Below are 18,022 nucleotides of genomic sequence, written 5' to 3' on the forward strand. Positions count from 1 at the left end.
ACGCGTTGAGGGGAGGAGGCCCTACCCCTCCTCCTCGTCGAAATCATCAGGATCAGTCGCAGGCTGTCCGGCAATAACATAATTGCCACTCAGCCAGCGATTGAGATCGATATCTGCACAACGGGCAGAGCAGAACGGGCGGACCTCGGCAATGGCTGGCTTGCCGCAAATAGGGCAAGGCTTGGCCTTTTGGGGCTTGTCCTTCATCAGACCGACGCGTTGGTAGACTGGTTCAGCCACGCGAAGTGAAGCGGATAGCCCTCACCGACCAGCAGCGCCGCCGTCTCATTGAGCGGCAGGCCGACGACCGAAGAGTAAGACCCGACGAGCTTGACGACGAAAGCGCTGGCCAGGCCCTGGATCGCATAGCCCCCTGCCTTGCCGCGCCATTCGGCGCTGGCGAGATAGGCCTCTATCTCCTTTGGGCCGAGGCGCTTGAACCGGACCCGGGTTTCGACCAGCCGCTGCCGCTTCTGGCCGGAAGGGCTTAACAGGGTAATGCCCGTAAACACCCGGTGGGCGCGACCCGACAGGAGAGCCAAGCACTCGCTGGCTTCCTGCATGGTCTCGGTTTTCGGCAGGATCCTGCGGCCAACGGCAACCACCGTATCGGCGCCCAGCACGAGTGCCTCGCGACCATAGCCGGCCTGCTGCGCCTTGCGCTGCGCCGTCTCTGCCTTGAGGTCGGCGAGGCGCTGCGCGAGCTTGCGAGGCAGCTCTCCGCGTTCGGGCGTCTCATCGACATGCGCCGGCACCAGATGGTCCGGCTCAATGCCGATCTGGTTGAGCAGCGCGAGGCGCCGCGGGGACGCGGAGGCGAGAATCAGTTCCGAGCGGCCGGCCATTGGCGTCTCTTACTTGAACCGGTAAGTAATCCGGCCTTTGGTGAGATCATACGGTGTCATTTCGCAAAGCACCTTGTCACCGGCCAGCACGCGGATGCGGTTCTTGCGCATGCGTCCTGCAGTGTGTGCAATGATCTCGTGTTCGTTTTCCAACTTCACCCGGAACGTTGCGTTCGGCAACAACTCCATGACCACGCCCGGGAATTCGAGCACTTCTTCTTTCGCCATTGTGTCTCCTGAAAGGCCTGCCGCCGGCGCTCGATTGGCGCGGGGCCGGCTGGAACGGCGCGAACCTATCCGAATAGTTCAGCTTTGTGAACCACCGGAAACGAGGGGCGCCAGCCGTGTGTGTACACGCTGGCTCAACTCGTCGCGCAGTGATCTGTATGCACTCAATATTGTATCCCGTCCTGCTTCCACAAGGGTCGGATCGGAAACAGGCCAATGCTCGGTTGCAGCGGCCTCGATCTCACGCTTCGGCACCGCCTCGCGCGCATCCTCGGACAGGGTCACCACAAGATCGAAGCGGTTTGCCACAAGCTCGTCCATGGTATGCGGCGTGTGCACCGACATATCGATGCCGAGCTCTTCCATGACATCATGAACGAACGCGTCCGCTTTGCCGCCATTGACGCCGACGGAGCGCGCGATGAGCTGGCCGGGAAAGGCATGGCGTGCGAGTGCGGCGGCGATCGGAGACCGCACCGAATTCATTGAACACACGAACAACACCGTCGGCAGGGCGCTCTGGCGTTCATCGATGCGCGTCGCGTAAGGCTGGACCGCGCAGATCAGCGTAAACAGACGCCGCGCGGTGTTGAGATCAATGCTGAGCTTGTTCTTGAGACGGGTGCGCAACAGCTCCGCCGCCTCGTTGTGGATGCCACGCCGCGCCATATCGACGGTTTCGATCTGGTAGGGCTGCGCCGAGCGGATGGCTTCGTAATAGCTGTCGCGGATGCGAAAATAGTCGCGTATCAGACGGCGGAACGGCGTCAGCGACAGGTAGTGTGCCGTGATCGGCCTGAAGGTATTCGGATCACGGACATCAAGGACGATGGAGTTGCCGACGATCGAGACGTGAAGCGCGAATGGGCCCTCAGCCTTCACCCGCGCTGGCGCCAGGGAATTGTCTTCCAGCAAATCGTAGATGGCGATGCGCCATTCATGCACCTCGTCCGGATCGACAGAGGTGATGGTGTTGGGATCCAGTGTCACCGTGACCAGACGATCGGTTTCGGCAAACTCCGGCGCCATCACACTGCTACCGATTGAGGCGCAGTGAGACAGAGCGGCCATGCCCGTCCAGCTGCTCGATTTCGGCAAGTGTTATCGCCGCCTCCGACAGCGCCGAAAGGCTTGAGGGGGTGCACCCGAGAACCGATGTCCGCTTGACGAAATCGAGCACGCCAAGGCCAGAGGCAAAGCGCGCGGAGCGAGCCGTCGGCAGCACATGGTTCGAGCCACCGACATAATCGCCGATTGCCTCTGGCGTATGGTGCCCAAGGAAAATGGCGCCGGCATGCCTGATCTTGCGCATCAACGGCTCCGGATCGTCGACAGCAAGTTCGACATGCTCGGAGGCAAGCTGGTTGGCCAGTTGAACGGCACTATCGTGGTCAGGCACGGTAATGATGGCGCCGAATTCTTCCCAACCATCGCGCGCGATCTGCTGTTTGGGCAGCAGCTTAAGTTGACGGTCAACTTCCGCCGCAACGGCATCCGCCATGCGTCCATCGGTGGTTACGAGAATGGACTGGGCGCCCATGCCGTGCTCGGCCTGGGCGATGAGGTCTGCAGCAACCCAGGCGGGATTGGCGGAATGATCTGCGATCACCAGAACCTCCGACGGACCGGCGATCATATCGATTCCGACCTGGCCGAAAACCTGGCGCTTGGCTGCCGCAACGAACGCATTGCCGGGCCCGACAATCTTGTCGACGCGCGCGATAGTGTGCGTTCCGTAAGCAAGCGCCGCCACCGCCTGAGCGCCGCCGACGCGGTAGATCTCGCTGACGCCGGCGATGTTCGCGGCAGCAAGAATGGCATCGGACAGTGCGCCATCGGGGGTCGGCACCACCATGGCGATGCGCTCGACGCCCGCCACGCGCGCCGGGATGGCGTTCATCAACACCGAGGAAGGATAGGAAGCGAGGCCGCCCGGCACATAGAGCCCGACTGCTTCGAGGGGCGTCCAGCGCGTGCCGAGCGTCACCCCGATTTCGTCCTGATAGATATGATCCTGCGGCAATTGCTTTTGGTGATGCGCGCTGATCCGGCGGTGCGCGGTTTCAAGGGCGGCACGCACCTCGGGAGAGACCCGATCGCTCGCAGCAGCGATCTCCTGTTCCGTTATTCGCAATTCGCCTGGCGCGTAGCTGGTTCTGTCGAAGCGGTTGGTGAGCTCCACCAGCGCCTCATCGCCACGTTGGCGCACATCTTCGATGATCGACCTGACCGCATCGCCGACCTCGACAGAGGCTTCCCGCTTGCCGCCGAGCAGATCGCCGAACCTTGTGGCAAAGTCCGCTTGCTGACTGTCGAGACGCATCGGCATGCTTTGTGTCTTTCGTGCTTTTTCAGTCGAGAGCGTGTTGTGGACGCCCGCTTGCGGACCATGCGGCGCCGAGATCGGCCATGCGGGCCTCGAGGTAATCGACATGCAGGCGCACGGTCGCACCACCGGCAAAGCTCAGCTCTATGACACCCGACGGCAGATCTGTAGGCGAAAAATGGATCGCCAGAAGCTCGAGCACGCCGTCACGGGCGTTGACATCGAACCCTGCGCTTGAAGCAGACCGTACGGCATCGAAGTGCAGTGCCGCCCGCTTGCGGAGGCCTTTTTTGCGAGGCTGGTCACTCTCCCAATCGAAGCGGTTGAGCAACATTGCGAAACGCCGGTCCTTGCGCGCAAACCCCATATCGCCGACCCGCACAACAGCATCCTGAAGATGGGCAGAGACGACTTCGAGGTCTTCTGTATCGAGCGCGATCAGCTTGAGGTCGGTCATGTTCAGCAGGCGGTCCGGTTCGAGGCTTGGGGCGGCCTCAGCAGACCGCGCCCAAGATGTGGGCAGCTCGATACGGCTCTACAAGCTTACGCTGCCACCTGCAACGCATAGCACCACAAATCAACCGGACGCGGCTGTCCCTATCAGCCGGCCAGACGCTCGATTTCGGCTCCGCAGTTCTGCAGCTTCTGCTCCAGGCGCTCAAATCCGCGATCAAGGTGATAGATGCGGTTGACGATGGTCTCGCCGCTGGCAGCGAGCCCGGCAATGATCAGCGACACGGATGCGCGCAGATCCGTTGCCATCACCTGCGCGCCTTTCAGCTGCGACTTGCCATGAACTGTCGCCATCTGACCATCGACGACAATATCGGCACCGAAGCGCGCAAGCTCGGCAACATGCATGAAGCGGTTCTCAAAGATCGTCTCGCGAATATGCGAGGTACCGTTCGAGCGTGTCATCAGCGCCATGAACTGTGCCTGCAAATCGGTCGGGAAGCCGGGGAAAGGATCGATCTCGACATCAACCGGCATAAGCCCATTGCCGTTGCGCTTGACGCGAATGCCGTGCTCTTCGGTCGAGATGGCAGCGCCGGCTTCCACAAGCACATCGAGCGCTGCCTGCAGGTGATCCGGACGCGCGCCGCGCAGCAGCACATCGCCACCGGTCATTGCCGCAGCCATGGCGAACGTTCCGGTCTCGATGCGGTCCGGAATGACCTCGATCGTGGTGCCGTTGAGCTTTTCGACCCCTTCAATGGTGAGGGTGCGTGTGCCGATACCGGCAATCTTCGCGCCCATCTGGTTGAGGCATTGCGCGACGTTGTCGATCTCGGGCTCCATGGCGGCGTTTTCGATCACCGTTGTGCCGCGTGCGAGCGTCGCTGCCATCATGATGGTGTGTGTGGCGCCAACCGAGACTTTCGGCAACTGCACAAGGCCACCGACGAGGCCGCCCTTGGGAGCGGTCGCAACAACATAACCGTCTTCGATATCGATCTCGGCGCCAAGCTGCTTGAGCCCATAAAGGAAAAAGTCGACTGGACGCGTGCCGATGGCGCAGCCGCCAGGCAACGAAACCCGCGCCTTGTGCTCGCGCGCCAGAAGTGGGCCGATTACCCAGAAGCTCGCGCGCATCTTGGAGACAAGATCATAGGGTGCAGTGGTATCGACGATATCGGCGGCGTGGAAGGTCATCCGCTGACCCACACCCTCTGCCTCGCCACGACGACGCCCGTGAACCGCGATATCGACACCATGATTCTCGAGAATGCGCTCGAGCTGCTTGACGTCGGCAAGACGCGGTACATTGTGCAGTACAAGCGGCTCGTCGGTGAGCAGCGAAGCGATCATCAGCGGCAGCGCGGCGTTCTTGGCCCCGGAGATCGTGATATCTCCGTTCAGCGAGTGTCCACCGACCAATCTAATGCGATCCATCGAAAATCCTTGAGTTGCTGCGCGTGCAGTCTGGTGTGCGACAAACGCGGCCATTCCGTGACGAATCGCCGGCGCATCACCTGCACGGTGAGCGCAGAGTCACAAAATATGGTTTATTTAGTCTTGCTGTCAGACGGTGTGGTTTCGCTTGCGCCGGTATCCTGCAGCGAAGCGCGTGCTCGGGCCTGGGATTTGCGGCGCTTCAGGTTTTCTCGCAGCTTGGCCGCGAGCCGTTCCTCACGGGCAGTCTTGCTTTCAGTCTTGCCAGCTGTCATTCGAGACGCACTGCTTTCCGTCGGTAGAGATTGGCCGCGTCATACGCAGTTTTTGCCCTTGCGTCGAGCCGCCCCCTATGGCAGTAGAGCGCCCGTTGTCGGCAACCCCTTGCCGGGCATTACCTGCATGCTGCCGTAGCTCAGTGGTAGAGCACTCCCTTGGTAAGGGAGAGGCCGTGAGTTCAATCCTCACCGGCAGCACCAGTTCTTCACCCATGTTCAGCGCCTGCTGCACGCAATCACGCGGTTATGCCGGGTTAGCGCGGAGAAGTCTTGTCGGCCCCGCAGCTATCGAGGGCGCGCTTGAGTTTGTCTGCCAGTTGCCTCAATAAGGCGGCCGCCGACATCTCAGGAGAACCATGGCCAAGCCCGCTCTAGACAAGGACCTCAAGAAGTTCACGCGGCTTGAGAGCGCGACGCACGATCAGTCCCGGCACATCGCGCCATACGGGCTTGTTCTCGTCTTTCTCGCGGCGGCGTTCGCGGTCGCCATTCTCGCAACCCCGATGGGCCCCACCAGCTACCTTGTCGTGCTTGGTGCCATGATTGCGGGCTACATGGCGCTGAATGTCGGGGCCAATGATGTTGCCAACAATATGGGCCCGGCAGTTGGGGGCAAGTCGATCAGCATGGTCGGCGCCATTGTCATCGCTGCCATTTGCGAGGCGGCCGGCGCGCTGCTGGCGGGCGGCGACGTGGTCAGCACCGTTTCGAGCGGACTGCTGGTGCCGGGCGCGGACCTCGCAGCGCTCGACTTTATTCTGGTTATGTTGTCGGCATCGCTGGCCTCAGCGATGTGGATCCACCTCGCAACCTTTCTCGGCGCCCCCGTCTCCACCACGCATTCGGTTGTGGGGGGCGTTCTCGGAGCCGGCATGATGGCGCTCGGCATCAATGCCATTGCCTGGCCTACAGTCGGCACGATTGCTGCCAGTTGGGCAATTTCTCCACTCCTCGGTGGCGCGATTGCAGCGGCGCTGCTGCAGTTCGTCGAGTGGGCGATCTTCCGCCGCGCCGATCGCGTCGTGGCCGCTGGCCGCTGGGTGCCGATCCTCATTGCGCTGATGAGCGGCATCTTCGCGATGTATCTTGCGAACAAAGGGCTAAAGCGTCTGTGGAGCCCGCAGCCGATGGTGACCCTCGCGCTCGGCGTCGGCTTCGCCGGCCTCGGCTGGGTGTTGTCCGCACCGTTCATCCGTCGTCAGGCGGTCGTCGCACTTGGCGATCGCCCACGGGATCTCGCGCGGCTATTCCGCCTGCCGCTGATCTTTGCGACGGCGCTTCTCTCGTTCGCGCACGGCGCCAATGATGTTGCCAACGCGGTCGGCCCGCTCGCCGGCATCGTTGCCGCTGTCTCGGGCACCGATACTACCGACACCAGCGTCGCTCTGCCGATATGGGTGCTGCTGATCGGCGCGGTCGGTATATCGCTCGGGCTGTCGCTGTTCGGCCCGCGGTTGATCCGAACCGTCGGCGAGAAAATCACGCGGATGAATGAACTGCGCGCCTATTGCGTCGCGCTTTCGGCGGCCGGGACAGTGCTTGTCGCCTCGGCGCTCGGACTTCCGGTGTCGTCGACACACATCGCTGTCGGCGCGGTGTTCGGTGTCGGTCTATTGCGCGAGTATTCCTCGAACCGGGGCGTGCGCAATCCTGCTGTCCAGCCCTACACGCTGTTCCTCAAGACCGATCAGCTCAATGCGACGCCGCGCGAAGCACTCGAGAATTTTCAGGTCCGCGAACGGCGCAGGCTTGTGCGGCGAAAGCATGTTGTCGGGATCGTTGCCGCCTGGGTCATCACGCTGCCTTTTGCAGCAAGCCTTGCCGCGATGCTCTACGCCATCATGACGCTATTCGTGAGCTCATAGCGCTCTGACTCAGCTTGCGGTGATAGCGTGACACGATAGTGGTCAGCTGGCGCTGGCCGAGCAGGCGACGCGCCTCCGGCATCAGCACCCAGTGACGATGACGCTGACCTTTCTCGTCCCAGCTATCATGCTGATGCGTGACCAGCAGCGGGAAGACGTGCACCTGCGTGCGTCGACCCTTCGAGATGGTCATGTATGAGCCGATCGGCGTGCTGCCGATCTCACCCTCAACACCGGCCTCCTCGAACGCTTCGATCGCGGCACTTTCAGCCCAACTGCGGCCTTCCATGAGGTTGCCCTTCGGCACGATCCAGCGGCCACGCCGGCGAGAGGTGACAAGAAGAAACGCGATGCGGCCGTCAACGATAGCATAGGGCAGCGCCGCAACTTTCGTGCGGAGTTCCTCGCCGTGGACCAACCGTCCCCACAATTCAACAAGTCTCAGAGCCAATGTTCTTCCCGGTCCGGTTGAGTGTGCAAGGCTGACCGCTCGACCTGATTCTCACAAGCCACACGAGAAGGTGAGCACTAGGAGAATTACTCGGCGCAGCCAGCATCTGCTGATAGCTGAATCGCCCACGAATCCGCAGGTCCCTCAGATGATTTCAGGGCGGCGGAACAAGCGAACCAGACGTGCCACAGTCACTTCATGGCAAATCTGTGGTTGAATATTGGCCGCGCCTCGCTTACACAAGGAGATAACACACGTTAGCTTCAGATGCGGCATCGTCGGATTTAAAGAAATTCCGGCGGCGCGTCTACTTATTTGTCTTGATTGGCAAGTAATACGCACTCGAAGCATTTGTGTGTCGGCGAAACAACGCATTGAGGGCTGATGACGGCCAAGTTACGGGTTCAAAACGTATACAAGGTGTTCGGCGACGCTCCCCAGGAGGCGCTTACCCGCCTCGAAAAGGGTGAGAGCAAAGAGCAGATCTTTTCGGAAACCGGCCTCACCGTCGGCGTGCAGGACGCAAGCTTTGACGTTGAGGAAGGCGAAATCTTCGTCGTCATGGGGCTTTCGGGTTCTGGCAAGTCGACGTTGGTGCGCATGCTCAACGGGCTCATTCCCCCGACATCAGGCCACATCCTCATCGACGACGATGACGTTGCCAATTGTACACCCGAGCAGCTGCGCGAAATTCGCCGGCAGAAGATCACCATGGTCTTCCAGCACTTTGCGCTGTTCCCGCACAAGACCGTGGCAGACAATGCGGGCTATGGGCTCAGAATCAAAGGCGTCAATCCCAAGGAACGCCGTGAGCGAGCGGTGAAGGCCTTGGGCCAGGTTGGCCTCGCTGCCCATGCGGACAGCTTTCCCTCAGAACTCTCGGGCGGCATGCAGCAGCGCGTCGGCCTGGCGCGCGGTCTCGCGACCGATCCCCAGATCCTGCTGATGGACGAGCCTTTCGGCGCGCTCGATCCGCTTATCCGGCGTGAAATGCAGGACGAACTGATCGTTCTGCAGCGTCAATTGAAGAAGACCATCATCTTCATCACTCACGATCTCAACGAGGCGCTGATCCTTGGTGACAAGATCGCCATCATGAAGGACGGCCAGTTCGTTCAAGTGGGAACCGCGCAGGAGATCGTTTCCAATCCGGCAGACGATTATGTCGCGGCATTCGTCGCTGATATCGACCGCGGGCGCGTATTTACTGCTGACGACGTTTCTAACGAACCGGCGCCGGTCAAGCTCGGCCAAGATACGGCCCAGGATGCTATGCGTTCGATGGAAGAGCTAAACAGAAACGCTCTTTACGTGGTCGACGGCGACCAGGTCGCAGGCGTTGTGACCTATCGCGATCTGGCGGGTGCAGGCGATCAGCCTCAGGATCTGGCAGACGCGATGGTTACCGAGTATCCGACGGCAGATGGTGATGCTCAGTTGCACGAGCTTTATGCCGCTGCCAGTTCCGGACTGCCCATCGCCGTAACCGACGAAAACAACAAGCTCGTGGGCGTCGTGGAGCCCGAGGCCGTGTTCGCACAGCTTTCGGGCGAAGAAAGCGCCGCGCCAGAGCCCCCCAACGCGCCGGACGAAACAGGCGCGACAAAACCAGGCGCTGCGTAAGCCGCCTTCAGCTCAGGAGACCGTTTTGAGTCCAGCTGACTTACTGACCATACCGTTCGACGATTGGGTGAATTTTCTGGTGCGCGATATTCTCGTGCCGAACTTCCGCCCGTTCTTCCGCGCGATACAGGTGCCGATCACCGGGGTGCTGAACGCACTCGATGCCTTCTTCGCCTTCGTGCCCATGCTGATTACCACTGCCGTCTTTGCGCTGCTTGCATGGCGTTATGTCGGTCGCGGCATGGCGATATTTACCGTTGTCGGCTTCTTCTTCATCGACATGATCGAGCTGTGGCCCGAGACCATGACCACGCTGTCAATGATCATCACCTCGGTGCTGTTCTGCACAGTCATTGGTGTGCCAATTGGCATCCTGGTGGCGCGTGGGGACAGAGCGTGGAAGATCGTCCGGCCAATCCTCGACGTCATGCAGACCGTTCCGTCATTCGTTTATCTGGTGCCGATCGTCATGCTGTTCGGCGTCGGCATGGCACCTGGCATCATCGCGACAATCATCTTTGCGTTGCCGCCGATCATCCGTTTGACCAATCTGGGCATCCGCAACGTTCGCGGTGACCTGATCGAAGCCGCCGAGGCGTTCGGTTCCACCACCTGGCAGATGCTGTGGGAGGTTCAGTTTCCATTGGCGCTGCGCACGATTATGGCGGGCCTCAACCAAACGTTGATGCTGGCTCTGTCGATGGTGGTGATTGCGGCTCTGATTGGCGCCGGTGGTCTTGGACTCGTGGTCAATACCGGCCTTGGACGGCTCGACGTTGGCGGCGCCACAGCCGGCGGCGTGGGCATTGTGATCCTCGCTATCGTCCTCGATCGCATCACCCAGGGTTTGGGTGAAGACAACGGAGTGGCGACGATGTCGCTTCGCCAGACTTTCCTATCCCTCTTCCGCCGCGGCTCCTCGACCGTCGGCGAGACCAAGAAGGCGGGATAACCGCCTCAAGGATCGGGGCGCGAGCCCCGGTTTTCAAACGTGGCGGGCCAAACGCCCGTCCGCTTCCCACAACGAAGAAAGGAGACAAGCATCATGTTCCGTCTCAACAAGATCGTTTCGACCCTCGCCGCTGCCGTGCTCATCAGCACCAGCTCGATTGGCATTGCCGCTGCACAGGACATGCCGGGTGAAGGCACCACGGTGAACATGGCTCAGGCCACCTGGGACACCGGCTTCTTCCACGCCGAAATCTATCGCCAGCTGCTTCAGGAGCTTGGCTACGACGTGCCGCAGATCACGACGCTCGACGCGCCGGCTTTCTATCAGGCCGTTTCGCAGGGTGACATGGACCTGTGGGTCAATGGCTGGTTCCCGCTGCACGCAACATATCAGGACACTATCGATCAGGGTGCAGAGCAGGTCGGCGCCGTTGCCCGCGGCGGCGCGCTGCAGGGCTACCTCGTCGACATGGCCGCCGTTGAAGAATTCGGCATCGAATCGCTTGAAGACTTCAAGCGTGACGAGGTCAAGGAAGCCTTTGACCGGAATGGCGATGGCCTGGCCGATCTCGTTGCCTGCCCTCCGGGCTGGGGCTGCGAAGTGACCATCGAGCAGCACATGGATGATTATGATCTGCGTGATCATATCAACCCGATCAAGGCTGGCTACTCCGCGTCGATGGCCGATGCCATCGCCTCCTACGATGCCGGCGAGCACATCCTGTTCTACACCTGGACCCCGAACTGGACAGTGAATGAGCTGATCCCGGGCGAGGATGTGATGTGGATCGAGGTGCCGGAAACCGAGGGCGTTGAAAGTCCCGAAGCTGCCGAAGGCATCGAGGCATGTGTTGCCGATCCGTGCAGCATGGGCTTTGTCGCCAATGACATCGTTCCGGTGGTGAATTCTGCGTTCCTCGAAGAGAACCCGGCCGTCAGCACGCTGCTGAACGCTGTTGAGGTTCCGCTGTCGGATATCTTCGCCCAGAATGCAGCCATGAACGAGGGTGACGACGATATCGAAGCCCAGGCTGCTGACTGGATTGAGAACAACCGCGATGCAGTCGATGGTTGGCTCGAGGACGCGCGCTCTGCCGCGATGTAATCGGCATTTAGCCTAAGATCAGGGGCCGGGCTTCACGCTCGGCCCTTTTTCGTTTCTACGGGTGCCCGCAAAAAAAGCCGGCACCCTCGGCGCCGGCCACATTTCAGAGCTTGTCTCGCCCTCAGATCCAGTAAGGCGGGACTCCGTAGTAGTCATACACGCTCCGTCCGTATTCGGGGGTGTATGTAGCTCCCTCATCTCGGGAGTGCCGAGGAGCGCCCTCAAGCTGCTCCTTGTTCAAATCCACCCTATAGCCCCCAAGCTCTGTGTCATAGTCCAGCTTAGACCAGGGCAGAGGGTAGTGATCGTCTCCGATCCCGAAGAAACCACCAAAGCTAAGAACGGCGTAAGAGGCCTTGCCCGAGCGTTTTTCCACGAGGAAGCGCTCTATGCGACCGATATGCTCGCCGTTCAGGTCGAATACCTTGGTGCCCTCGACCTTGTCCGAGGCAATCAGATCATGGCTCTCTTCGACGTCAGGATTTTTTCCAGTGTCCGTTGCATACGCCATTTGGCCTCTCCTTTCAGAGGAAATTGCGTGTGCTGATAAACGCGACACATCGCGACCCGGGTTCCGTTTTTCAACCCAGGATCGGCAAAGACACGGCAAGACCGGAACCGCCGCAGGTTTGAAACATTTGGATCATTAACGGGTGCCAATAGTGGACCACAAAGCACGGAGCGGTAGCTTGGCAGATACCCCCGATCAGCAGGCCGAACAGTCGTTGATGCCGATGCAAATCGCCCATCATGCTCTGCTCACTCCGCGCGAGAAGCTTGATTTGCTGCACGCGCTTAAAGGTCAAAGCCAAGGCGTTCTCGAAGATGGGGCCGAGCTAGGGTTCTCAATCGACGAAATCGACGCCGCTATGGCCGAAGTCCAGAACGAGATGGCGCAAGGCGCGGGCTCGTTTGAGAATCTCGAAGGAAAACAGAATGGCTAGGCCAACCCAGACCTCCGGAAACGGGTCTATGGACCCACCCAAGAACGAGCATATCGAGCCCTCGCTGGAAACGGCGGATACGCCAACCGACGAGATGCTGAAGGCACAGGATAACGCAGATCCTGGGCCGACACCGACCAGCCCGGCGAGCTGGTGGCTCTACGGGCTGATCGGGTTAGCGGTCGTCGTCGTCATCCTGTTCGCAATGCAAGCGATGACCAATGCGCCGGGGACTGCGGTCGAGCCAGGCTCGCCAACATCAGCCCCAGTGAGCGAAAGCGTCGAGTAAGAGCCTACCCACGAACCGGGGAGAGCTTGATTTCAACGCGCCGGTTCTGGCTGCGCCCGCTCTCGGTCTCGTTGGAGGCAATCGGGCGGGTCTCGCCCAAGCCTTCAATATAAAAGCGCCGCTGATCCACACCCTGATTTGCGAGAACAGTCGCCACCGATACGGCGCGGCGCTGCGACAGTTCGAGATTGTAATTATCGCTGCCGGTCGAGTCCGTGTGACCATACACATCGACTATGGTGCGGTTGTATTCGCGCAGGACAAGGGCAACCGAGACCAGCGTATTCATGAATTGCGGCTGAACTTCCGCACGATCGGTCTGGAAGGTGATGTTGGACGGCATGTTGAGGACAATCTGCTGTCCGACACGCGTGACGGAGACGCCGGTACCCTGCAGCTGTGCGCGCAGCTTGGCCTCCTGGTCGTCCATGTAGTCACCGATCGCAGCGCCGGACAAACCACCAATACCTGCGCCAATCAAGGCGGCAAGCCGTGGGTCTCCCCCCGTTGCCGCGCCAACGATGGCACCTGCGGCAGCGCCACCACCAGCGCCGATCAACGCCCCGCCTGTCATGTTGGAAACCTGCGTTTCCCCGGTGAAAGGATTCGTGGTGGTGCAGGCGGCTAGCGCGAGCGTTGCGCATGTGGCTACGAGCAGATTGGACTTCATCGGGAAACCTCTGGCAGTAAATCGGGCGCGCAGACTTGGCTGCGGCGTGTCGCTTGTGCGGGCGTCTACATGAACGGCGGATGAAGGCAAACGCTATACGCTTGCCCAGCCACCATCGACAACAAATTGTTGCGCCGAAATCATGGCACTGTCGTCGGCGCCGAGAAACAAAGCCATTCGCGCGCAATCGTCTGGCTCGACATAGCCTGCAAGCGCCTGTGTCTCTTCGATCTGCCGCTTCCCTGCTTCATCGAGCCATAAGGTCTTTTGACGCTCGGTCATCACCCAGCCGGGCACGACTATGTTCACCCGGACGCCGGATTTACCGAGTTCGCGCGCCATGGCGCGGGTCAGGCCGTGGGTTGCGGCCTTCGCGGTCTCATAAACTGGAAGGCGCGGCGACATGATCATCCAGCTGATCGAGCCAAAATTGATGATCGAGCCGCGACCGGCTTTCTGCATGGCGGGCGCAATGGCCTGGATCGCGAAAAAACTGTGCTTGAGATTGACCGCCATCCGCTCATCCCAGATTTCCGGGGTCACCTCGCTCCAGTCATGACGCTGATCGTGGGCAGCATTGTTGACCAAAACCGCCGCATCGCCGTGCGCCTCGGCGAACTCGGCTATCGCACTTTGGTAGCTGGACGTGTCAGTGATGTCGCAGGCGGCGAACATCGCCGTGTGGCCGGAATCGGCGAGCTCTTTTGCAAGCGCTTCGCCAGCATCCTCCGCGATGTCGACGAAACCGACAAGAGCACCCTGTTCGGCGAAGGCGCGGACGATCGACGCACCGATGCCGGAAGCGCCCCCGGAAATCACCACAGGCCGTCCGGCAAGGCTCGGGTATTTGGCGTAGTTGGTCACACTGGTCTCCCATTTCGCGCGAGCAATACTGCAAGCATGCCGAAAGCCGCAAGCCAGCCTAATCGCAAGCCGGAGTGAGGCTATGGCGGACGAAAAGTCGCAGCGACGTGATTGGCACGGAAGGTTAACTACCTTAGGATGACTCTAAAGTACGAGGCATTCTCCCGCTGAATTTGCGGGGGGCTTTTGCAGAAGTTTGACCGAGGTCAATGCTGCTTGTTTGCAAACGGGTTTGATAAGCGCCACTGGCCGAGCGCTCGCAACCCGAGAAGGACAAGACACTGATGGATTATCGCGGTATTTTCGAGGACGCGGTGGATGCTCTTCGCCAGGAGAAGCGCTACCGAGTATTCGCTGATCTGGAGCGGATTGCCGGGAAGTTTCCTCGTGCCCTCTATCGCGACAGCGCCGACAATGCGCGTGAGATCACCATCTGGTGCTCCAACGATTATCTCGGCATGGGCCAGCACGACAGCGTTGTGAGCGCCATGCAGCAGACCGCAGGGCGGCTTGGCGTCGGCGCGGGTGGCACACGCAACATCTCGGGCACGAACCGACCGCTTGTCGAGCTTGAACGTTCGCTCGCCGATCTGCACCGCAAGGAAGGCGCGCTGGTTTTCACATCAGGGTTTGTTTCGAACGAGGCCGCAATCTCGACCATTGCGCGCCTCATGCCGGACTGCGTGATCTTTTCCGACCAGTTGAATCACGCCTCGATGATCCAGGGCGTGCGCCAGTCCGGCATGCAGAAGCATATCTTCCGGCACAATGATGTGGCGCATCTGCGAGAATTGTTGGCAGCTACCGATCGCAAGCGGCCGAAGCTCATCTGCTTTGAATCGGTCTATTCGATGGATGGCGATATTGCGCCAATCGCCGAAATCTGTGATCTGGCCGAGGAATTCGGCGCGCTGACCTATATCGACGAAGTGCACGCTGTCGGCATGTATGGCGAGCGTGGCGGCGGCATCTGCGAGCGCGAAGGCCTGATGGACCGCATCGACATCATCGAAGGGACCCTTGCAAAGGGGTTCGGTGTGATGGGCGGCTATATTACCGCCAATAAGGCCATCATTGATGCCGTGCGCTCCTATGCGCCGGAGTTCATCTTCACAACGGCCCTGCCCCCTGCCCTATGCGCCGCAGCACGGGCCTCAATCGAGCATCTCAAGAAGTCGAGCGTCGAACGGCAGCAGCACAAGCGGCAAGCGCGTCTCACCAAGGCGATACTTGCCGATGCCGGCCTTCCGGTGATGGACACGCCTACACACATCGTGCCACTCATGGTGGGCGATGCTCGCTTGTGCAAGGCCGCCAGCGACATGCTGATGGACAAGCACAACATCTATATTCAGCCGATCAATTATCCGACCGTGCCGAAGGGCACGGAGCGGCTGCGGATCACCCCGACGCCGCTGCACACAGACGAAATGGTGTTCGAACTCCGACACGCTCTCGTCAGCGTCTGGGCGAGCCTCGAGATCCCGCGCGAACAGGCCAGTGCCGAGATCACCGCGAGCAAGCTGACGTCCGGGGATCTTACCCTGCCAACGGTCGGCGGCTGAGCGCAGCATCCTCGATCACCTGCCGCATGTACCTCATAGTCTCCTCGTGGCGCAGAGTCGGGGAGGCATAGGCTGAACGGACGCCGGGGCAGTGCGCTCGGAGCAGCAGTGCCTCGTTCAGTATCGCTGCATGCGCCGGGAACCGCGTTAACGCGATGCGCCCTGCGGCAGATTTCGATACGCAGCCATCGCCACAGATTGCAGCGTGAAGCCGCGAGATGCCGAGGACACCCCAGCTGACGTTCTCGTCAGATAGGGGCCCCGAAGTCCCGGGGTCTCGTTTGTCGACCCAGTTTGTCCAGTACGTCTTTAAATTCTGCCGGCTGAAATCGACCACGTCACGACGATCTACAGGGATGCCATAGCGATCCGGTCCCGGGCCGCGCACGGCGAGGCCGTGGTCTTTCAAGATCATCCAACTGGGCGCATGCCGCTCCGAGCCGCTTTGTGAGAAAACCCGGGCACCCTGCACATAAATCCCGATCCCATTCGGGTATTGCGCCAGCTCCTTTGCGGTAACGTATATGCCGTCTACTCCTGGCGACGGCTGCTCAGCAACCAGCTCGGCATGGACGGCGGCGATGGCGTCCAGCTCTAGGATCGCGTTGCACACCGCGACAAAGTCAATATCACTCCGTCCTGGCTGGTAGTCTCCCAAAGCAATGGATCCGACAATGAGAAAGCCGACGCATTGCCCGGGCAAATGGAAATCCAGCCCGCGAAGCAGACGCGAGACCGCAGACTGGCAGTCTTCTGGTAGCAGGGCAGTCCCGGCGTCGATGTCCGGCATCCTGCACTCCAACTCAAGTCGTCAGAACAATCCGCATGAGATCGGCAGTGTTCTTGGCGCCGAGCTTTTCCATGACGCGCGCGCGGTGCACCTCGATGGTGCGCGGTGAGATTCCGAGTTCACGGCCGGCTTCCTTGTTGGATTGACCGTTCGCTATCAATTGCAGAACTTCGCGCTCACGCGGGGTCAGCTGGCTGAACCCGCGAGACCCGACCGGCCGGAAATTCCCCTGCTGCTGATCGTGGCCGTTCTGCGCCCGTAGCCGGAGGGCCTCGAGAACGGATGACAGCAAATGCTCGTTGTCGATCGGCTTGGCAATCACATCTGCAGCGCCTGCCTTTATGGCCTGCACCGCCTCACGCACCATAGGGGCCTCGGTGATCACGAACACCGGCACCCCTGGGCACCGCTGCTTGATGCGTTCCAGGACGGCCAACCCGCTATCCGCCCCAAGCCGCAGATTGGTCACGACAGCGTCAGGGCATCGCCGTTCGCTGCAGGAAAAGAACTGACCAAGCTCATGAGAGAAGCTTGTTTGAAAGCCCTCTAACCGGAAGAGGACGCTGAGAGATTCACAGACCGTGGGATCCGGGTCTACAATATGGATCAAACGATCTCTGTTCAGATAACTCTGATAATATGCTTCATCATTCATTGGTTTACCTGTTGCCCGAACCACGCCCAATGGTTCAGCCCTCCAACCCGGCAATACATTCTTTGTCCAGCACGCTGGGCCGATATTGCGGCGACCCGATAGTAGCGTAGGTGAACACGCTTACGTCAGTAAAACTATGTAGGAAGTACTACCTACCGATATCTATGCTTAGGTATAAAAGCCTAATCGTTTCTGGTCAAGCGTTTGGTGGCGGGTTTTGAATGCTATCTGTCGTGCGGCCGGCGCGAAGCGCATCGCGGATCTCGGTCAACAGCACTTCCTGCTTTGAGGGAGCGGCAGGGGAAGGATCCTGAGCCGCCTGGCGCTTCAGAGAGTTGATGCCCTTGACGAAGATAAAGAGTACGGCAGCAATGATCAGGAACTTGACGACTGCATTGATGAACAGGCCGATGTTGAGGGTCGGGATGCCAGCTTCCTGTGCGGCCACCAGCGAGGGAACCGCGATGTTTTCAGGATTTGAGAGGACAATGAAAAGGTTGGAGAAATCGACGCCTCCCAGGATGAGGCCGATCAGCGGCATGAACAGGTCATCGACGATCGACGAGACGATCGCTCCGAAGGAGGATCCGATGATCACGCCGACGGCCAGATCAATCATATTGCCCTTGACGGCAAAATCCCGGAATTCCTTGAACACACTGGCCACTGACTTCTCCTGC

Annotated in this window: 22 protein-coding genes and 1 tRNA gene; 8 read left to right on the top strand and 15 right to left on the bottom strand. The window is 60.2% G+C overall.

The genetic code is table 11. From position 1 onward, the window contains the following. Positions 1–21: 21 nt before the first annotated feature. From yacG to IE127_RS14570, 8 genes are all read right to left on the bottom strand, one after another. Positions 22–207, bottom strand: coding sequence for a DNA gyrase inhibitor YacG (yacG, locus tag IE127_RS14535; protein ID WP_189426436.1), 186 nt, complete (start codon positions 205–207; stop codon positions 22–24). Then, positions 207–845, bottom strand: a complete 639-nt coding sequence (locus IE127_RS14540; RefSeq protein ID WP_189426437.1) for a Maf-like protein — start codon at positions 843–845, stop codon at positions 207–209. The genes yacG and IE127_RS14540 overlap by 1 nt, the downstream gene beginning before the upstream one ends. 9 nt (positions 846–854) lie before the next feature. After that, a complete protein-coding gene (infA, locus tag IE127_RS14545; RefSeq protein WP_108461535.1) occupies positions 855–1,073 on the bottom strand; it encodes a translation initiation factor IF-1 in 219 nt (72 codons plus the stop codon). Between the two features lie 78 nt (positions 1,074–1,151). Beyond that, on the bottom strand, positions 1,152–2,144 hold the full coding sequence (locus tag IE127_RS19860; RefSeq protein ID WP_189426438.1) for a UPF0262 family protein: 993 nt from the start codon (positions 2,142–2,144) through the stop codon (positions 1,152–1,154). Then, the gene (hisD, locus tag IE127_RS14555; protein ID WP_189426439.1) at positions 2,110–3,402 is read right to left on the bottom strand and encodes a histidinol dehydrogenase; all 1,293 of its coding nucleotides are present in this window, start codon (positions 3,400–3,402) and stop codon (positions 2,110–2,112) included. Before hisD ends, IE127_RS19860 begins: the two co-directional genes overlap by 35 nt. Before the next feature lie 22 nt (positions 3,403–3,424). After that, positions 3,425–3,856 carry a DUF2948 family protein gene (locus tag IE127_RS14560; RefSeq protein ID WP_189426440.1) on the bottom strand — a complete coding sequence of 144 codons (432 nt, stop codon included), beginning with the start codon at positions 3,854–3,856 and terminating at the stop codon, positions 3,425–3,427. A gap of 143 nt (positions 3,857–3,999) precedes the next feature. Further along, on the bottom strand, positions 4,000–5,292 hold the full coding sequence (murA, locus tag IE127_RS14565; protein ID WP_189426441.1) for a UDP-N-acetylglucosamine 1-carboxyvinyltransferase: 1,293 nt from the start codon (positions 5,290–5,292) through the stop codon (positions 4,000–4,002). Between the two features lie 113 nt (positions 5,293–5,405). Then, positions 5,406–5,567 carry a hypothetical protein gene (locus IE127_RS14570; protein ID WP_189426442.1) on the bottom strand — a complete coding sequence of 54 codons (162 nt, stop codon included), beginning with the start codon at positions 5,565–5,567 and terminating at the stop codon, positions 5,406–5,408. Between the two features lie 129 nt (positions 5,568–5,696). Between IE127_RS14570 and IE127_RS14575 the strand changes: the two genes are divergently transcribed. Next, positions 5,697–5,771, top strand: a tRNA-Thr gene (locus IE127_RS14575). 155 nt (positions 5,772–5,926) lie between these two features. After that, positions 5,927–7,435 (top strand): inorganic phosphate transporter, encoded by a 1,509-nt coding sequence (locus tag IE127_RS14580; protein ID WP_189426443.1) that lies wholly within the window; start codon positions 5,927–5,929, stop codon positions 7,433–7,435. Here the strand turns inward: IE127_RS14580 and IE127_RS14585 are convergent. Next, entirely contained in the window at positions 7,410–7,886 is a 477-nt protein-coding gene (locus IE127_RS14585; RefSeq protein ID WP_189426444.1) for an NUDIX hydrolase, read from the bottom strand. The two genes, IE127_RS14580 and IE127_RS14585, sit on opposite strands and share 26 nt — an antisense overlap. Before the next feature lie 384 nt (positions 7,887–8,270). Here IE127_RS14585 and IE127_RS14590 point away from each other — a divergent pair, with 384 nt between their 5' ends. From IE127_RS14590 to proX, 3 genes are all read left to right on the top strand, one after another. Further along, positions 8,271–9,509 (top strand): quaternary amine ABC transporter ATP-binding protein, encoded by a 1,239-nt coding sequence (locus tag IE127_RS14590; protein ID WP_189426445.1) that lies wholly within the window; start codon positions 8,271–8,273, stop codon positions 9,507–9,509. Between the two features lie 25 nt (positions 9,510–9,534). Next, the gene (locus IE127_RS14595) at positions 9,535–10,461 is read left to right on the top strand and encodes an ABC transporter permease (protein ID WP_189426446.1); all 927 of its coding nucleotides are present in this window, start codon (positions 9,535–9,537) and stop codon (positions 10,459–10,461) included. A gap of 93 nt (positions 10,462–10,554) precedes the next feature. Further along, positions 10,555–11,565, top strand: a complete 1,011-nt coding sequence (gene proX, locus IE127_RS14600; protein WP_189426447.1) for a glycine betaine/L-proline ABC transporter substrate-binding protein ProX — start codon at positions 10,555–10,557, stop codon at positions 11,563–11,565. A gap of 121 nt (positions 11,566–11,686) precedes the next feature. Here proX and IE127_RS14605 read toward each other — a convergent pair whose 3' ends face one another. Further along, positions 11,687–12,076 (bottom strand): PRC-barrel domain-containing protein, encoded by a 390-nt coding sequence (locus IE127_RS14605; RefSeq protein WP_189426448.1) that lies wholly within the window; start codon positions 12,074–12,076, stop codon positions 11,687–11,689. 151 nt (positions 12,077–12,227) lie between these two features. Between IE127_RS14605 and IE127_RS14610 the strand changes: the two genes are divergently transcribed. Continuing rightward, on the top strand, positions 12,228–12,509 hold the full coding sequence (locus IE127_RS14610; RefSeq protein ID WP_189426449.1) for a hypothetical protein: 282 nt from the start codon (positions 12,228–12,230) through the stop codon (positions 12,507–12,509). Then, positions 12,502–12,798, top strand: a complete 297-nt coding sequence (locus tag IE127_RS14615; RefSeq protein WP_189426450.1) for a hypothetical protein — start codon at positions 12,502–12,504, stop codon at positions 12,796–12,798. Before IE127_RS14610 ends, IE127_RS14615 begins: the two co-directional genes overlap by 8 nt. A 4-nt stretch (positions 12,799–12,802) precedes the next feature. Here the strand turns inward: IE127_RS14615 and IE127_RS14620 are convergent, their stop codons facing one another. Together IE127_RS14620 and IE127_RS14625 are read right to left on the bottom strand one after the other, a co-directional pair. Further along, positions 12,803–13,468 (bottom strand): YiaD family glycine zipper/OmpA-like lipoprotein, encoded by a 666-nt coding sequence (locus IE127_RS14620; protein WP_189426451.1) that lies wholly within the window; start codon positions 13,466–13,468, stop codon positions 12,803–12,805. Positions 13,469–13,561: 93 nt separating this feature from the next. Continuing rightward, positions 13,562–14,332 carry an SDR family NAD(P)-dependent oxidoreductase gene (locus tag IE127_RS14625; protein WP_189426452.1) on the bottom strand — a complete coding sequence of 257 codons (771 nt, stop codon included), beginning with the start codon at positions 14,330–14,332 and terminating at the stop codon, positions 13,562–13,564. Positions 14,333–14,616: 284 nt separating this feature from the next. On the opposite strand from IE127_RS14625, the gene hemA reads away from it, so the two are divergent. After that, positions 14,617–15,897, top strand: coding sequence for a 5-aminolevulinate synthase (gene hemA, locus IE127_RS14630; RefSeq protein ID WP_189426453.1), 1,281 nt, complete (start codon positions 14,617–14,619; stop codon positions 15,895–15,897). Here the strand turns inward: hemA and IE127_RS14635 are convergent. The 3 genes from IE127_RS14635 to mscL form a co-directional block, all read right to left on the bottom strand. Next, on the bottom strand, positions 15,872–16,687 hold the full coding sequence (locus tag IE127_RS14635) for a hypothetical protein (protein WP_189426454.1): 816 nt from the start codon (positions 16,685–16,687) through the stop codon (positions 15,872–15,874). The genes hemA and IE127_RS14635 overlap by 26 nt on opposite strands. 13 nt (positions 16,688–16,700) lie before the next feature. Beyond that, positions 16,701–17,342 carry a response regulator transcription factor gene (locus IE127_RS14640; protein WP_194599200.1) on the bottom strand — a complete coding sequence of 214 codons (642 nt, stop codon included), beginning with the start codon at positions 17,340–17,342 and terminating at the stop codon, positions 16,701–16,703. Between the two features lie 196 nt (positions 17,343–17,538). Further along, a complete protein-coding gene (mscL, locus tag IE127_RS14645; RefSeq protein WP_189426788.1) occupies positions 17,539–18,000 on the bottom strand; it encodes a large conductance mechanosensitive channel protein MscL in 462 nt (153 codons plus the stop codon). Positions 18,001–18,022 lie beyond the last annotated feature (22 nt).

This window comes from Devosia pacifica (genome assembly GCF_014652635.1).
Classification (GTDB): Bacteria; Pseudomonadota; Alphaproteobacteria; order Rhizobiales; family Devosiaceae; genus Devosia; species Devosia pacifica.

Excerpts from the sequence above, each read along its gene's own strand:
- infA (WP_108461535.1), bottom strand. The coding sequence starts at position 1,073 with ATGGCGAAAGAAGAAGTGCTCGAATTCCCGGGCGTGGTCATGGAGTTG.
- IE127_RS14560 (WP_189426440.1), bottom strand. The coding sequence starts at position 3,856 with ATGACCGACCTCAAGCTGATCGCGCTCGATACAGAAGACCTCGAAGTC.
- IE127_RS14640 (WP_194599200.1), bottom strand. The coding sequence starts at position 17,342 with ATGAATGATGAAGCATATTATCAGAGTTATCTGAACAGAGATCGTTTG.
- IE127_RS14620 (WP_189426451.1), bottom strand. The coding sequence starts at position 13,468 with ATGAAGTCCAATCTGCTCGTAGCCACATGCGCAACGCTCGCGCTAGCC.
- IE127_RS14635 (WP_189426454.1), bottom strand. The coding sequence starts at position 16,687 with ATGCCGGACATCGACGCCGGGACTGCCCTGCTACCAGAAGACTGCCAG.
- murA (WP_189426441.1), bottom strand. The coding sequence starts at position 5,292 with ATGGATCGCATTAGATTGGTCGGTGGACACTCGCTGAACGGAGATATC.
- IE127_RS19860 (WP_189426438.1), bottom strand. The coding sequence starts at position 2,144 with ATGGCCGCTCTGTCTCACTGCGCCTCAATCGGTAGCAGTGTGATGGCG.
- yacG (WP_189426436.1), bottom strand. The coding sequence starts at position 207 with ATGAAGGACAAGCCCCAAAAGGCCAAGCCTTGCCCTATTTGCGGCAAG.
- IE127_RS14580 (WP_189426443.1), top strand. The coding sequence starts at position 5,927 with ATGGCCAAGCCCGCTCTAGACAAGGACCTCAAGAAGTTCACGCGGCTT.
- hemA (WP_189426453.1), top strand. The coding sequence starts at position 14,617 with ATGGATTATCGCGGTATTTTCGAGGACGCGGTGGATGCTCTTCGCCAG.
- proX (WP_189426447.1), top strand. The coding sequence starts at position 10,555 with ATGTTCCGTCTCAACAAGATCGTTTCGACCCTCGCCGCTGCCGTGCTC.
- IE127_RS14615 (WP_189426450.1), top strand. The coding sequence starts at position 12,502 with ATGGCTAGGCCAACCCAGACCTCCGGAAACGGGTCTATGGACCCACCC.
- IE127_RS14570 (WP_189426442.1), bottom strand. The coding sequence starts at position 5,567 with ATGACAGCTGGCAAGACTGAAAGCAAGACTGCCCGTGAGGAACGGCTC.
- hisD (WP_189426439.1), bottom strand. The coding sequence starts at position 3,402 with ATGCCGATGCGTCTCGACAGTCAGCAAGCGGACTTTGCCACAAGGTTC.
- IE127_RS14590 (WP_189426445.1), top strand. The coding sequence starts at position 8,271 with ATGACGGCCAAGTTACGGGTTCAAAACGTATACAAGGTGTTCGGCGAC.
- IE127_RS14540 (WP_189426437.1), bottom strand. The coding sequence starts at position 845 with ATGGCCGGCCGCTCGGAACTGATTCTCGCCTCCGCGTCCCCGCGGCGC.
- IE127_RS14605 (WP_189426448.1), bottom strand. The coding sequence starts at position 12,076 with ATGGCGTATGCAACGGACACTGGAAAAAATCCTGACGTCGAAGAGAGC.